The organism is Heyndrickxia camelliae, assembly GCF_002844575.1.
GTDB classification, from domain to species: domain Bacteria; phylum Bacillota; class Bacilli; order Bacillales; family Bacillaceae_C; genus Margalitia; species Margalitia camelliae.
In genome coordinates this window covers 1-16385 of sequence record NZ_PIQO01000004.1, presented here as the reverse complement: position 1 = coordinate 16385, position 16385 = coordinate 1, and the positions used below count along the sequence as shown (strand labels likewise).

The 16385-nt window shown below is 36.8% G+C and carries 13 protein-coding genes; all 13 read right to left on the bottom strand.

Annotation, left to right across the window (positions count from 1 at the left end; genetic code table 11):
- Nucleotides 1-66: 66 nt before the first annotated feature.
- The 13 genes from CWO92_RS07155 to CWO92_RS07095 all read right to left on the bottom strand — a co-directional run bounded on the left by CWO92_RS07155 (nt 67) and on the right by CWO92_RS07095 (nt 16205).
- A complete protein-coding gene (locus CWO92_RS07155) occupies nt 67-822 on the bottom strand; it encodes an exodeoxyribonuclease III (protein ID WP_101353536.1) in 756 nt (251 codons plus the stop codon).
- A 70-nt stretch (nt 823-892) separates the two neighbouring features.
- Complete coding sequence (locus tag CWO92_RS07150) at nt 893-1186, bottom strand: hypothetical protein (RefSeq protein ID WP_101353535.1); 294 nt, start codon at nt 1184-1186, stop codon at nt 893-895.
- 16 nt (nt 1187-1202) lie between these two features.
- A complete protein-coding gene (locus CWO92_RS07145; RefSeq protein WP_101353534.1) occupies nt 1203-2609 on the bottom strand; it encodes a radical SAM protein in 1407 nt (468 codons plus the stop codon).
- A complete protein-coding gene (locus CWO92_RS07140) occupies nt 2599-3357 on the bottom strand; it encodes a prolipoprotein diacylglyceryl transferase (protein ID WP_101353533.1) in 759 nt (252 codons plus the stop codon). The genes CWO92_RS07145 and CWO92_RS07140 overlap by 11 nt, the downstream gene beginning before the upstream one ends.
- 161 nt (nt 3358-3518) lie before the next feature.
- Nucleotides 3519-5147, bottom strand: coding sequence for an APC family permease (locus tag CWO92_RS07135; protein WP_101353532.1), 1629 nt, complete (start codon nt 5145-5147; stop codon nt 3519-3521).
- A gap of 225 nt (nt 5148-5372) precedes the next feature.
- Nucleotides 5373-6131 (bottom strand): ABC transporter permease, encoded by a 759-nt coding sequence (locus tag CWO92_RS07130; protein WP_101353531.1) that lies wholly within the window; start codon nt 6129-6131, stop codon nt 5373-5375.
- Nucleotides 6128-6868 carry an ABC transporter ATP-binding protein gene (locus tag CWO92_RS07125; protein WP_101353530.1) on the bottom strand — a complete coding sequence of 247 codons (741 nt, stop codon included), beginning with the start codon at nt 6866-6868 and terminating at the stop codon, nt 6128-6130. Before CWO92_RS07125 ends, CWO92_RS07130 begins: the two co-directional genes overlap by 4 nt.
- Nucleotides 6869-7020: 152 nt before the next feature.
- Complete coding sequence (locus CWO92_RS07120; protein WP_101353529.1) at nt 7021-7755, bottom strand: YqcI/YcgG family protein; 735 nt, start codon at nt 7753-7755, stop codon at nt 7021-7023.
- A gap of 1474 nt (nt 7756-9229) precedes the next feature.
- Nucleotides 9230-10669 carry a glycogen synthase GlgA gene (gene glgA / locus CWO92_RS07115; protein WP_101353528.1) on the bottom strand — a complete coding sequence of 480 codons (1440 nt, stop codon included), beginning with the start codon at nt 10667-10669 and terminating at the stop codon, nt 9230-9232.
- Between the two features lie 14 nt (nt 10670-10683).
- Complete coding sequence (gene glgD / locus CWO92_RS07110; protein WP_101353527.1) at nt 10684-11790, bottom strand: glucose-1-phosphate adenylyltransferase subunit GlgD; 1107 nt, start codon at nt 11788-11790, stop codon at nt 10684-10686.
- Between the two features lie 22 nt (nt 11791-11812).
- Nucleotides 11813-12970 (bottom strand): glucose-1-phosphate adenylyltransferase, encoded by a 1158-nt coding sequence (locus CWO92_RS07105; protein WP_101353796.1) that lies wholly within the window; start codon nt 12968-12970, stop codon nt 11813-11815.
- Nucleotides 12918-14903 (bottom strand): 1,4-alpha-glucan branching protein GlgB, encoded by a 1986-nt coding sequence (gene glgB, locus CWO92_RS07100; protein ID WP_101353526.1) that lies wholly within the window; start codon nt 14901-14903, stop codon nt 12918-12920. Before glgB ends, CWO92_RS07105 begins: the two co-directional genes overlap by 53 nt.
- Nucleotides 14904-15167: 264 nt before the next feature.
- Nucleotides 15168-16205, bottom strand: coding sequence for a glycoside hydrolase family 15 protein (locus CWO92_RS07095; RefSeq protein WP_101353525.1), 1038 nt, complete (start codon nt 16203-16205; stop codon nt 15168-15170).
- Nucleotides 16206-16385: the final 180 nt, after the last annotated feature.

Here is a 16385-nt window from a genome sequence, read left to right as displayed (position 1 = left end):
GTTTTTTCGTTCGATTTAGGAAAAAAGGCACTTGATTGCTTTCATCACAATAAGCGCCTTAATTAACTACATATCTATTTCAAGGAAAACAGGACAATGGTCACTACCCATAATTTCAGGATGAATTCCAGCGTCTATTATTTTCTCCCGAAGTCTTACAGAAGTTATAAAATAATCAATCCGCCATCCAATATTGCGCTCCCTTACCTTATTCATATAAGACCACCATGTATAGGCGCCTTCTTTATCCGGATATAGAGTTCGAAATGTATCCATAAAGCCGGATTGGAGCAAATCTGTCATTTTACCACGTTCCTCATCTGTAAAACCAGAATTGCCTCTATTCGATTTTGCATTTTTTAAATCTATCTCCATATGAGCAACGTTTAAATCTCCGCAAAGGATAATAGGTTTTCTGGAATCTAATTCTATTAAATAATCCCGGATTTTATCTTCCCAGGCCAACCGTTTATCTAGCCTTGCCAAATCACGTTGAGAGTTAGGCGTGTATACATTCACCATATAGAAATCTGCAAACTCCAGCGTTATAATTCTTCCCTCCGGCTCGTATTCATCCTTATCAAAACCATATTGGACCGACAAAGGTTTTCGCTTGGTAAAAATAGCTGTTCCGGAATAGCCTTTTTTCAGCGCATAATTCCAATATTGATAATAGCCATCTAAATCCAATTCTATTTGACCGTCTTGCAGTTTTGTTTCCTGTACACAAAAAATATCCGCATCTATGTCTTTAAAATAATCTAAAAACCCCTTTTTCACACAGGCTCTTAGTCCATTCACATTCCATGATACTAACTTCATTCAAATCTTCTCCTTTTTCTAGCTACCTCTACTATACTATGAAAAAGGAGTGTATTTCATCTAATTATACCTATCCACCATTGTTTAATGAAAAAATAATAAGCCCAAAACATGCGGAAGCCAGTAGTATCATGATCCCTGCAAGTATAAGCAAACCAATTCCTGTGAATTTTTTCCCTTTTGCAAAAAAGAAAATGATAGCAAACAGATGAACAATAGGACCGGCAAAAAATAGTAAAGCAAACTTCATCTCAATAAAGAAAGTAATGAGATAAATACCTATCCCAATACCAATTCCAGCCCAAATGCTTCCCTCTTCTTTTGGTTCGGAGGGTTTTTTTATGGAACTATCATGATCTGTCATCTTTTCACCCCTTCGATCATCTGCCAGCTAATATTTCTTCTTGGATTTTCATCAATTCTAGTTCCTTTTCATCTCTGTAAAACAAATTATAGGTGTCAAACGGAATAATTCTGCCATCTGGATGAGCAATATGAACACAAGATTTTTTCACAGATCGTACATCAAAATTATGAGCATCCTGAAATTGCATGATAATGACGCGAAAAACATTATCATAGCCAATATCGCCAGGTAAATTGACTTTTGGCAAACAACATAATAAGTCTTTTAACGACATAGCAGATGAATCAGGTGAATGATTAAGGGAAAATACTTTAAAGATCATATTGCGGATATTTTCATCCTGTTCGAAAACAATTGTATTACGTTCCCCTTCCAGCAAAATTCGATGATCAATCATTCCTGTAAGAGGTGTGACTATACCATTCATTTTGAAGGCATAGCCCATCGCCAATGCATCTGGGTGGCACGGGACTGGAACCATATCTTTTTCACCGAAAACACCGGATTGATCGATAATCATCTGCCTAACTTCACTTAAGGTTAAACGATCCGTTTTTGGATCAAAATCTTCTAATCTTCCAGCACTTTGAATTGGCTGGAAGGTAACGCCGCGGACACATTTTTGTTCTAAGCCGTATTGAATGATTTTCCCAACTTCATGATCATTAAGACCCTTTTTTAACGTGACAACTAATGTCGTAGAAATATTATGTTCATTTAAGTTATCGATGGCTTTTTGTCTTACCTTCGTTAAGTCCACACCGCGTAGTTCTTTTAAAGAATCCGCTTCAAAACTATCAAATTGCAAATAGATTTCAAAGCCTGGTTTGTATTCTGCAAGTCGTTTTACAAATTCTTTATCTCCGGCAATTTTCAGGCCATTGGTATTTACCATAATATGTTTTACAGGTTTTGACTTTACCATATCCAATATCTCGAAGAACTGAGGGTGGATCGTTGGCTCCCCGCCGCTGATTTGAATAATATCTGGCTCTTTTTCGTTTTCAACAATAGCGTTAAGCATGAATTCAATTTGTTCTAAGGATCGGAATGACCCTGTGTGCGGAGATGATTCCGCATAGCAAATTGGGCATTTGAGATTGCATCTCTCGGTTATTTCCAGCAAGGTCAGACAACTATGTTGTTCATGATCTGGGCATAGACCGCAATCATATGGACAGCCATATTTTATCGTGGTATTCCAACGATGTGGCATTTCGGAAGGTTTAATAAATTCTCTGCACCATTTGTAATACTCAATATCTGTAGAGATTAACACTTTTTCCTTTCCGTGTTTCATACAGGTTTTCACCATATATACTTTTTCATTTTCAAAAATAATTTTTGCTTCGACTTTGCGTAAGCACTTGGAACAAATACTAATGGTTAAATCATAATAAGTATATGGTCTATTTGGCATGCTGATTCTCCATTCTTTTATTGAGGAATATCGACTTTTTCACAAGAAGTTGAACATAATAAATCATTCCCAAAATACAAGCAAGCTGTATATTATTTAAGTGAAAATATGGATGAGGAGTTGGTTTAATAAAATCAATCAAGAATCGAAAAGCTAAGTAGCTAAGCATAAACAATTGAAACAAATATCCTTCCCACACGACGAACTGTTTTTTCTTCATGACCATTAAAATAATGACGAGGAATAATAGAAAAACCATTTCATAGATTTGTGTAGGATGACGCTTCTCTCCATCACCAAAATCAATTCCGGTGAACCAGGTTGTCGCAATTCCATATGTATGATCATCCAGCCCCGTTAAGAAGCAGCCAACTCTTCCAATCATCATTCCAACCGCTATTGGTAGAACAAAATCATCACCGGTAGAATTCTTCCAGCCAATGATTTTCTTTGCTGACTCCACCCCTATGAGGCCACCTAAGAGTCCACCAACAATCGTCTTCCCTTCCATCATATAAGTAAGGTTATTCCAATGATGGAACGTTTTAATAGGATCTTCAAACCAATACACAAGTTTCGAACCAAAAGCCGCGCCAAAAATTGCCCCAACGATAACCCACATTGCTTTTTCCATCGGAATTCGACCTTTATTTCTTGTATATAAATAAACGCGAAATCCAATAAAGTAGGATAATGATTCAAATAAAAGATGAGGATGAATCCCAAAAATATAAACAGGAAAATGCATATGAATCTCCTCTTATTGATTTATGTCTATTCAATATTATTCGAGTAAATCCACTTTAATCCTGCTAATATTTAGATAATATGCATATTTTTCCTTCGACCCCTTTTTATTAAATTAAAAATAAAAACACCCGCAAGTATTTTCGCGAGTGTTGTGATCTTTTATCCTGCATGATTCGATTTCTTATCAGTAGCGTATGCCTCTTTATTTACTTCCTCAGCTTCTTTTAAATATATGCTCTCCCATGCACTTTTCACACCCCAGTAATAAAATATAATCGAGAGAACAACCAGAAATATAAAATCCCATCCATATTTTATAACGTTTATTCCGCCAAACTTTTCGCTACCTAAATAAGAAAATAGCGCCATGACAATTAAATACACAATTAACCATATACTTGCTTTCAGATCTTTTCTAAACCCCTCCCATTTATTCTTCATTTGATAATAAAAATAAAGCGGTAATCCGACAATCATAATAAACATTACCTCACCGGTAAGCGGCCATCTTGCCCAATATAAAATGAATGTTGCGAAAATGAAACCTAGAGGCGCGATGATAGACAGTCCTTTTACTTTTAGGGGTCTTCGAAAATGGACACCAATTTTACGTAGTGCCATGACAGATATCGGTCCACAAATATATGAAATAATGGTGGCAACAGATATGACTTCTGCTAATGCTCCCCAGCCTCTAAAGATAAAAAGGAAGAGTAAACTAACGACAAGATTGAAAAACATCGCAGGTCTTGGCACTCCATAGAACGGATGGATTTTTCCAAATATCTTTGGAAAATAGCCGTTTTGTTCCATCCCATAGATCATCCTTGCTGTGGTGGCAGTATAAGTGGTTCCGGTTCCGGAAGGGGAAACGAACGCATCTAAATATAATACAATTGCCAGCCAATTAACACTAAGGGCAATAGCAAGGTTAGCAAATGGCGAACTAAATTCAATGGAACCCCATCCTTTTGCTGCCAATGACGGATTGACTGCCCCTATAAATGTAATTTGCAGCAAAACATAAATAATGACGGCAATTAGTAAAGAGCCGATAATGGCAATTGGAATGGAACGTTTTGGATTTTTAGCCTCCCCGGCCATATTAATAGGACTTTGAAATCCATTAAACGAAAACACAATCCCAGAAATAGCAACCGCAGTAAAGACACCTGACCATCCATTTGGTGTAAAACCTTGGGAAGGAAGATGGAAGTTACCAGGATGAAAACCTGCTGTTATCAATCCGATAATTGTCAACAACGGAATAATGATTTTAAAAACAGTAATTAAATTATTTGCTCTTGAGAATAATTGCACTGTCCAATAGTTTAAAAAGAAATAAATAAGTAAAAGTACAATAACTAGTGCAATACCAAAGAGGGTTAAATCATTTCCGTTCATAAGCGTTTTAGTCCATGCAAATGGCCATGAATGCATATATTGAATCGAAGCAATGGCTTCAGTTGGGATGACAGATACAATCGCAATCCAGTTAGCCCACGCAGCAATAAAACCTACAAAAGAGCCATGAGTGTATTGCGCGTAGCGTACCATTCCTCCTGATTCTGGAAACATAGAACCCAGTTCAGCATAGGAAAGTGCAATAAAAAGAATAACAATCATTCCTATAATCCAAGAAAATATAGCAGCTGGTCCAGCGATTCCAGCTGCCCTCCAGGCACCAAATAACCATCCTGATCCAATAATTGAGCCTAATCCAGTCATCATTAAACTGAATGTCCCCATACTTCTTTTAATAGAGCTCACATATGTTACCCCTTTCATATCATGCAGAAATCCAATTATTATTTTGTAATAGTTTCCCTTTTCTTTACCCCTTTTTCAAAATAATAAAACTCCCAGGTCATATTATACTAAAATAATACGATTTTTGAAATTGTATAATAATATAATTTTTTCTGCTGATTATTTCCCGGAATTTCTATTAATAGTCTAGATACCATAAAAAAACACTTGGACCATCCAAGTGTTTTTTATGGTATCTATAATTTACTCCCAATCCTCAACTACTAATTGCTGATATTTATTAAATAAACTAGGATAAATCAAAAGCCCCAAGATAATGCCCGTAAATGTGGCTGCAGACATGATCATAAAGACGATTAATAACTGTAGTCTTACAGCATGGATTGGATCCGCCCCAGCTACAATTTGCCCAGTCATCATTCCAGGTAATTGAACTAAACCAATTGTTCTTTGACTTTCTATTGTTGGAATTAGACTTGATCGAATAGATTCTTTAATAATTGGAAAAATAGCCTGCTTTGGTGTGCTCCCTAATGACAACATTAAGAGAACCTCCTGTTTCCGCAAATTCAAATCGGATTTCAATCGGTTTAAATACAAACTTGCAATTACCATTGAATTTCCGATAATCATTCCGCTTATCGAGATAATATATTGCGGTGTGGCAGGAATGATATGAACACTAAGCAAAAACGCCATCGTGATGGTTTCCACTATTAAAATGGTAATAAAAATCTTCCATGTGATATTTCGTAAACCTTTCGCTCTTTTTACTGCATTTCTTGAAGCAACAAAGATCATTGCTAACAGCATCACAATAATAACAATTGGATTGTTTAGACCGAAAATTACCTTTAAAACATATCCAATAATTAATAATTGGATAGTAGCTCGGATTGCGGTTATAATAAGATCTTTTCCAAGTCCTAATTTAAATGATTTCGATAGGATAAGAGCAGCAAATACAAATCCAAAGCTTAGAATAAGCGCTAATGTATTCATGTTAAAGCCTTCATCCCCTTCGCCAAGAACTGCTTTGTCCGATCATCTTTTGGAGAAGAAAAAAACTCGTCCTTTGTGCCTTGTTCTACCAATTCCCCATTAACAATAAGCCAGCATTCTGTTCCTACCCTTCTTGCCTGTTCTAAATCATGAGTCACCCATAGTATCGTCGTATTTTCTGCTTTATGTATACTTAGTATAAGCTCTTCAATCTCTCTTACGGAGCTCGGATCCAGTGCGGAAGTAATTTCGTCTAATAATAGTATCGAAGGACGATTTACTAATGTTCTTGCTAATGCCAAACGTTGTTTTTGACCCCCTGATAAATCTTGAACATTTTTTTGCAGCATAGATGTTGGAAGCCCAACCTTATTAAGATATTGTTCTGGATGGTGGATAGTCATTTGATGAATGTTTGCAGGAAGCATTAAATTATCTAGCACGGTTCCTGGAATCATCGGTGCGGATTGAAATGCAATTCCAACTTTCTGCCTTAATTCAGGAATATTCCATTTTCTCACTTCCTTACCATGGATATATACTTCTCCTTCATCGGGTGCTAATAATAAATTACACATAGATAAAATAGTGCTTTTTCCAGAACCAGATGGTCCAAGAATATTTAATATAGCGCCTGTTTGAACAGTGCCATTGATTTGATTAAGTACTTTTTCAACCTTTCCATTAGCAGAAAAACTCTTTGAAATCCTTCTCAATTCTACAGCATTCGATTCCATGATAGTATACCTCTCAATTTGTTTTAGATATCATTAGAGTACCATAAACAACAGAAAACTATGGCTCGATTATAAAAAAACTGGGAATTTCACCTGCTCAAGAATATTAGGTTAAGTAATGAAAAAATAAAAACACCTAAATTTAGGTGCATTTATTTTTTCCACGCATGCTTAAACGGACAAGAAGGCAAGGAAGTATCATCATCTCGTAAATAGTATTGCTTCCATTCATAATTATCTTGCTGACCATACCATTTTAAATCCGGATGCGGAGGGATATTATCATATTTTTCCAAACGTGTACGAATCATTTTTTTCATTTTTTCTGCTTTAGAGATAGATGCACTAAACTCGTCCAGTACCCACCTCGGGGTGATTGCGAGCATAAAGGTTGGAAAATGTCTGCTCTTTCTTTTTTCGTGGGCAGGTGTCGCACAATAGACAAAATATCGTTCATGGTGAAAACAAAATTCCCAAGTTGGATCGTGTGGGTCTTGAGAAATAGATTCTACCCAATTTGTTTCATCCAAAGAGCTTACACGATTTAATAGCTGCCAAAAGAGCATTTCATAATCACTTACTGTGTATTGACTTTTCAAATCCTCTGGTGTCTTAAAAAAGACAATTAACGCTGTATAAATCCCCATATTTCTCGAGGCTTGCCCATATTTTTTTAATAAACCCGCGAGTTCAAACGATGCATTTTCATCCCTCGGATCACTCGCAAAACCGAATTTCATTTGATTTAAAATATATCCTTGATAAGCCGGAATACATGGGAATTTTAAGGTTTTATGTGTAATCTTTGCATCAAAAGCACTCATGGCTTCCTGTTGCCATGATTCTAGAGGGGCATACAATATATCCTTCTCGTATAGTTTAACCATCGGAACATACCTCCTCCTTTAATTTATTTAAAGGCAAGGAAGTGGGTGACTGTCCGATATTTTTAGAAATCCTTCGGGACAATCAGTCCTTCTTGATTGGTTAGTTGTGCAAGCTTGGGTGAATATATGGATAGCTTGCTTAGTCTCGATCTAAAAAGAGGATCATTGCTTGAATGTTCTTTTGACGCATTTTAAAGGATAAACTGGTAGCTTTCCTTGCTACATTGTCCTTTTGAATTGCTCTTAAGGACAAGCTGACGTGAGGTTCCTTCTTACATTGTCTTTTTGAATAACTCTAAAGGACAGTTCGGACGAAGTTCCTTGGTACATTGTCCTTTTGAATTGCTCTAAAGGACAAACAGGGCGAAATTCCCCGTTACATTGTCTTTTTGACTTGCTCTAAAGGACAAGCTGAACGTGATTCCCTGTCACATTGTCCTTTTGACTCGCTCTAAAGGACAAACCAGACGCAATTCCCTGTTACATTGTCCTTTTGAACCGCTCTAAAGGACAAGCTGGACGTGATTCCCTATTACATTGTCCTTTTGACCCACTCTAAAGGACAAACCAGACGCAATTCCTTTTTACATTGTCCTTTTGACTCACTCTAAAGGACAAACCAGACGCAATTCCTTCTTACATTGTCCTTTTGTCCCACTCTAAAGGACAAACGAAACGTGATTCCCTGTCACATTGTCCTTTTGACTCGCTCTAAAGGACAAACCAGACGCAATTCCTTCTTACATTGTCCTTTTGTCCCACTCTAAAGGACAAACCAGACGCATTTCCTTTTTACATTGTCCTTTTGACTCACTCTCAAGGACAAGTGAGTCGTGATACCCTGTCATATTTTCCTTTTGACTCGCTATAAAGGACAAGCTGGACGTGATTCCCTATTACATTGTCCTTTTGACCCGCTCTAAAGGACAAACCAGACGCAATTCCTTTTTACATTGTCCTTTTGACTTGCTCTAAAGGACAAACGAGACGTGATACCCTGTCACATTGTCCTTTTGACTCGCTATAAAGGACAAGCTGAACGTGATTCCCTGTCACATTGTCTTTTTGACTCACTCTAAAGGACAAACCAGACGCAATTCCTTTTTACATTGTCCTTTTGACTCACTCTAAAGGACAAGTGAGTCGTGATTCCCTATTACATTGTCCTTTTGACCCACTCTAAAGGACAAACCAGACGCAATTCCTTTTTACATTGTCCTTTTGACTCACTCTAAAGGACAAGTGAGTCGAGATCCCCTTTCACATTGTCCTTTTGAACCGCTCTAAAGGACAAACCAGACGCAATTCCTTCTTACATTGTCCTTTTTAATTAATCCACAAGAACGACAGTTGATTACTTAATAGTAAAAAGTCCTTCTATCAGCGGGAATACGTGAAAAAATTTGTTTAAACGAAATTAAAAAAACATGTACAAAGGCAGCTTCGTACATGTTTATCTTCCATTATATTTTACTCAAACTAACTCATGCTGTAAAAGCCCATTATATATAGTTTTGTATTGCTCTGAAGATGCATCCCAACTGAAATCGAGAGCCATTACCCTCGTAACTAAAGCTTTCCACTTGTTAGGCTGAAATCGATATAACCATACAGCTCTTTCTATCGTGTACAACATATCGTGAGCATTATAATGCTGGAAACTAAAAGCGTAGCCTTCATCCGTAAATTCATTATAGGGTATTACCGTATCAGAAAGACCGCCAGTTTCCCTCACAATTGGCAACGTTCCGTATCTCATGGCTAGGAGCTGCCCAATACCACATGGTTCAAACTGTGATGGCATTAAAAACAAATCGGACCCTGCATAAATCTTTCTGGCTAAGGTTTCATCAAAATATGGATGATAGGATATTTTTCCTTGGAATGTTTCTGTAAGCTGTTTAAAGGCGTCTTCATACCGCTTCTCACCCGTTCCTAGTACGACCAATTGCACATTCAGACTCATTATTTCGTGAATAACATGAAGCACTAAATCTAGTCCCTTTTGCTCCACAAGTCTGGTAATCATAGAGATGATCGGTGTATTTTCATTAACAGGTAACTGTAATTCCTCCTGCAACCTTTGTTTATTTATTTCTTTTCCACCGTAATCCTTAAAACTTGTAAAAATATTTTCATCACTTTTCGGATCGTATAAGTCATAATCTAAGCCATTTATAATCCCCATTAAATGCTTAGCACGTCTTCTTAAGAACCCATCCAATCCTTCCCCATAATACTCCATTTGAATTTCCTCTGCATATTTAGGACTTACGGTAGTTAAATAGTCTGCATAAGCAAGACCTGCTTTTAAATAACTTACATTTCCATGGTATTCCAATCCGTCCATATGAAAATATAATTCACTTAAATCTAACAAATCCGATAAAACGGATTTAGGATAATTGCCTTGGTAGCGTAAATTGTGGATAGTGAAAACAGTCTTTATATTGGCATATAAAGGATGATTTTTATAATGTGCTTTTAGTAGAACACTAATTGGCCCTGTCTGCCAATCATGACAATGGATGATATCCGGCTTGTCGCTTAAATATGGAATTGCTTCTAGCACTGCTCTAGAGAAAAAAGCAAACCGCTCTCCATCATCATATAACCCATAACTGCCATGCCTCTTAAAATAATACTCATTATCAAGAAAATAGTAGTGTATTCCCTCGTAAACAATCAGTTCTATACCGCAATAATGCCTTCTCCATCCGACAGGAACTTCTATGCTTCTCAATAAAACCATTTTTTCTTTGTATTCCTTTGATAAATCACCGTATTTCGGCAAAATTACGCTTACTTCCATTCCTTGTTTTTTTAAAGCTTTTGGCAAAGCTCCGATCACGTCCCCTAATCCGCCAGTTTTAATAAAAGGAACACATTCCGATGCTGCAAATAAAATATTCATCTCCCCGACCTCCATCAAATCATTTCTGCCTTTTTAATGACAAGAGGTCGGAGGTCACCGCTAACGACTCGATCCTTCGAAATGGTTACTTGCTTGTCGGTAATCACATAATCCACGAATGCACCTTCTTCAATTTCTCCCTTTTGCATGATGATACTGTTCTTCACCACAGCTCCCTTTTTTATTTTCACACCTCGAAAAATGATACTATTTTCTACTGTTCCTTCAATTTCACATCCATTTGCTATCAGGGAATTGGATACACATGAGGAGGAGGAATATTTTACTGGTGCCTCATGTTTAATCTTTGTGTATACTGCCCAATCTTGATGAAAGAAGTTTTGTGCAATATCTTGATTCAAGAACGCCATATTTCCATGATGAAAGCTTTCTATAGAATGAATAAATGGCATACTACCTTCGAATTCATAGCTATTAATGTTTAATTTGTTCAAGTTTGCTTTTACTATATCTTTTAAAAAGTCATACTCATCATTTTCTACACACTTCTTAATTAAATCGATTAAAATATATTTATTGATGATATAGGTTTCTAAACAAATATCTTGGTCCTTTTGCGGAAATGTATACAAATTAATATCAGAAATCGCTCCAGTATGATCAACGGAACAACGATGATAGATAGGCTTTTGAACAGGGATTCCATCATACTTTTTATATACAACGGTTATATCTGCTTTTTTATTTCGATGGTTTTGAATGATGTCAGTATAATCAATTTTACAAACATGGTGTCCAGGAGAAATAATCACGGTATCAGCGGCAGAACGCTGAAAAAATTCAATATGATCATAAAATTGCTGGAGATCACCTTTTATTTCTTTTTCAGGGTGAATGGGAGGCAAGATAAATAGTCCACCTGTACGTCTGTCCAAATCCCATTCCTTTCCTGATCCTAAATGATCCATGATAGAACGGTATTTTTCCTTTGTAAAAACGGCGACAGATTTTACGCCTGCATGAATTAAATTGGATAAAGTAAAATCGATAAGTCTGTAACGTCCAGCAAAAGGGACGGATGCTAAACAACGGTCATATGTTAATTCTTTCAAAAAATGTTTTTCATTTATAAGATTTATAATTCCAACTACACTATCCAACTTTCATCGTCCCTTCTATTTTTCAAAGCACTTCTTTCAATTGAAAGGAAATTCTTTGATTATCGCCAATTAATGTAATATCATCTTGTTCATTCTCAGAGCCAATGACCGCACCATCTTCAATAATGGTATAAGGAGCAATAATGGCCCGATGAATTTCCACATTATTTCCAATGATTACATCCGGCATAATAACCGAATTTTTAATAGTAGTTCCATTACCAACCTGGACATTATAGGATAAGATGGAATGGTCTACCTGACCATAGATACTGCACCCTTCATTCACCAATGATTCCTTTACAATCGCTCCCGGCGCAATAAATTGTGGCGGATGGTTGGCATTCCCTGCATAAATATTCCAACGAGAGTCATTTAATGAGAATGATGGTTTATCCCCTAATAAGTCCATATGCGCTTCCCAAAGACTGCGAACGGTCCCCACATCTTTCCAATACCCATGGAATTGATACGCATACATCTTAACCCCATCCGTAAGCATTTTCGGGATAATGTTCTTGCCAAAGTCATTGGATGAAGTCGTATCTTCCTCATCACGGATTAAGTATTGTTTTAACAACTTCCAATTAAATAAATAGACCCCCATAGAAGCAAGATTATTCTTTGGAAATTCCGGTTTTTCTTCAAACTCCAAAATCTTCTTCGATTCATTTGTATTCATAATTCCAAATCGGCTAGCTTCTTGCCACGGAACTTCAATTACCGCAATGGTTGCCTGAGATCCTTTTTCCATGTGATACTCGAGCAAACGATTGTAATCCATTTTATAAATGTGATCACCAGAAATAATAAGGACATATTCAGGATTATATTGATTTATATAATGAATATTTTGATATACGGCATTTGCTGTACCTTTATACCACTTTCCACCATCTTTTCCCCAATATGGCGGAAGAACGGTTACACCTCCATCATTTCTATCCAAATCCCATGCCCTTCCGTTGCCTACATAATCATTTAATAAATGCGGCTCATATTGTGTTAGAACTCCTACCGTATCGATACCAGAATGGGTACAGTTGCTTAAAGTGAAATCGATAATCCGATATTTTCCGCCAAATGGAACAGCAGGCTTTGCAATGGCATTGGTTAATTCTCCTAATCTAGTTCCCTGTCCTCCCGCTAACAACATAGCTATCCATTTTTTTGATCCCATAATCCATAACATCCTTCCGTCGCTTTTTTGTTTCCTTCATAAATATGGCCATTCCAAGTGAAGGGACAGTTATTTCCATACTGCATGGTTGATTATGATAAGGTGCTTTCTCTGCTTGTATTAACTGTTTATTGCATTGTCCGGACCCTCCAAATGAGCGATCATCACTATTAAATACTTCTAAGTAGTTTCCATACGACGGAACCCCAATACGAAAACCTTCGTATTGGCTATCTGAAAAATTACAAACAACAATACAGTAATCTCCTTTACGTTTTCCTTTTCTAATAAAAACTATGATACTCTGTGTCTTATTATTCGGGTCCACCCATTCAAAACCTTCTGGTTCATGGTCCAGTCTCCACAAACATGACACATTTTTGTTAAAATAATTTAAACAGACTAGGTAATGATAAAATTGGGAATGAGATTCATAGTCAAAAAGCTTCCAATCTAACTCTGTTAAATCCTTCCATTCATCAAATTGCGCAAACTCGCTTCCCATAAATAAAAGTTTTTTGCCAGGATGAGTTATATAATATCCATATAGCAGACGAAGATTGGCGAATTTCTGCTCATAAGTACCAGGCATTTTATTTAATAGTGATCGCTTTCCATACACTACTTCATCGTGTGAAAATGAAAGAACGAAATTTTCGGAAAAGGTATACAAAAAGGAAAAGGTTAATAAATCATGATGATATTTACGCTCACGCATATCGAGTTGCATATACCGCAAAATATCATTTACCCACCCCATATTCCATTTATAGTTAAAGCCAAGACCACCGGCAAACGTTGGCTTACTGACGAGTGGATAGGCGGTGGCTTCCTCTGCCATCATCAATATCCCAGGATACTTTTGGAAAACAGTTTCATTTAACAATTTAATAAATTGAATTGCCTCCAAGTTTTCTTCTCCGCCATGTTTGTTTTTTATGGTTGTATTCATTTGATTATCGTGATTCAAATAAATCATGGAAGAAACAGCATCTATACGAAAACCATCGATATGAAAAACATCCAGCCAAAACATGGCATTAGAAAGGAGAAAACTCTGTACCTCCGGCTTCTCAAAATCAAAATTATAAGTACCCCAATTTGGTCTTTCTGCCTTCAACGGGTCAATAGACTCATATAACGGAGTACCATCAAATCGACCTAATCCATGTGCATCCTTGCAAAAATGTACTGGTACCCAATCAAGTATTACGCCAATATTACTTTGATGGCATTGGTCAATGAAATACATCAAGTCTTCTGGTGATCCATAACGGCTTGTTGCAGAATAATATCCCGTTACTTGGTATCCCCATGAACGATCAAAAGGATGTTCCATGACAGGCAGGATTTCAATATGTGTAAAACCACTTTGGATAACATGGTCAATTAAAGTAGCGGCTAGTTCCTTATAAGTGTAAAATTCTCCTTCCGGATTTTTTCTCCATGAACCAAGATGAACTTCATAAACGAGCATTGGTTCATGGTAGACATCTTTTTTCTTTCTTTTTTCCATCCAACTCTTATCTTTCCACTCATATTTTTTCAGATCATAAATAACAGAAGCGGTGTTAGGACGCTTTTCGGAGTAAAAGGCGAATGGATCGGATTTAAGCATTGTTTCACCATATGGTGTATGTATCTCATATTTATATAACGCACCTTCTGTAAGATTTGGGATAAATAAGAACCATGTTCCAGATTTCCCCATTCTTTTCATTTCATGATTTGATCCATTCCACTCATTGAAATCTCCTACTACCGAAACCTTTAATGCATTCGGAGCCCAAACTAGAAAGCGGACACCTTGCGTACCATCTATTTCGGTTAGATGTGCTCCAAACATGTTATACCCTTCATAAAGAGTACCTTCATGAAAAAGATATAAATCAAATTCAGATGGAAATGATGTTAATACCAAATCTGTTGCCATTATGTCACCTCCGTATTAATAATGAACGTATGACACACCTTCCGCTAAGTATTCCTCCTACACAATTTATTACCTTTTACACAAATAACCTAGCGCTTTAGTACGTCAACGCAGAATAAAGTTACATTCTAGATAAATGTATGTATATCCTTCAACGAATCATGTCTAGTTTTGTCAGCCATAGATAACAGTTCTATTGACATCCTCCATTGGTCTACCAAATAAAAAAAGCTCTCCCCAAAACTAGGAAGAGCGTACTGCACATTATTCAGCATTAGATTCATAATACGAAGTGCTACTGATAATATCTGTATTTCTCACCCATTTTAAGAACAAGTACGATAATGAAACCGCCCAAGCTAAAGGAGTATTCCCATTTGGAACATTGCTTCCCCCAACAAATAATTCTGGAATGTCCCAGTTTTCGGAGATAAGTCTCTCTGTTTTCAGACGGTATTCCTGTGCCTTATGCAACATTCCCAACTCCAAGTAACATAGTCCAAGCCACGGGAAGCCAAAACACCATTCCGCTTCACTGCCCTCATTATAATATTGGTCATGATGATAGCGGATACATCCATTCGTTCTTTCAAGGCTATTCGCAACATTCTCTATAATCACAAGAGCTGTAGGTCGGTCTACTACTCGGTATGGATAAATTAACGAGAGTAAAGCTAAATCTACATCTTTTGTCTCACTTTCTCTAGGCAGTAAATAGGATAATGTTTCCCGACCTTTAGAAATAAGTTCGGGATCTACCTCCACTAACATTTTAACTGCTTCCAGCCCAGCAACGCAGGCACCTACACTGGATGCGTGCAGCTCCATATTCTCTTCCCACATACCATTATCCGATGCATGCCAATATTCTAGACACTGTAAATATTGAACTAGCTTTTGTATTATTCTAAGGTCATCTTTCTCCCTGATTATCTTTTGTCCATGTCTTACACCTTCGCCAACTCCCCACAGAAATGCGCCAATCGCATCATTTTGGGCGTGACCCCATTCCACATCGATTTCTTCTAAATCAACGGAATAGCGTGAATGAATGTATTCATAAAGAAATGTTGGTTTATGTTTTGTATGAATATCAATTTTCCATTCATACCGTTTAAATAGATCAAATAATGCATGATATGCTTTTTCGAAACGCTCTGACGGTGTATTCATAAACGGCAATGTAGAATAAAAAACATCGCGTATCCAAACATAATGGTAATCTTTTGAAGGGCTTGCAATATAGGCTCCGTTGGGTAGACGCATCTGATCTAAGACTTCAACTGCCTTCTCTATATTCAAACCATATACACCTCTCAAAAAACGTATTTTAAATCTTTACTATTATTTTTCACTTAATAGTAAAGTCCTAAACCAATGTACTACCATTATTTTATGTAAGAGCTTTCCTTTTTGATAAAGAAATAGACTGGTATCACATGTGAGAGAGTGAAAAAGAGGCTGGGACATAACTAGCTTCAA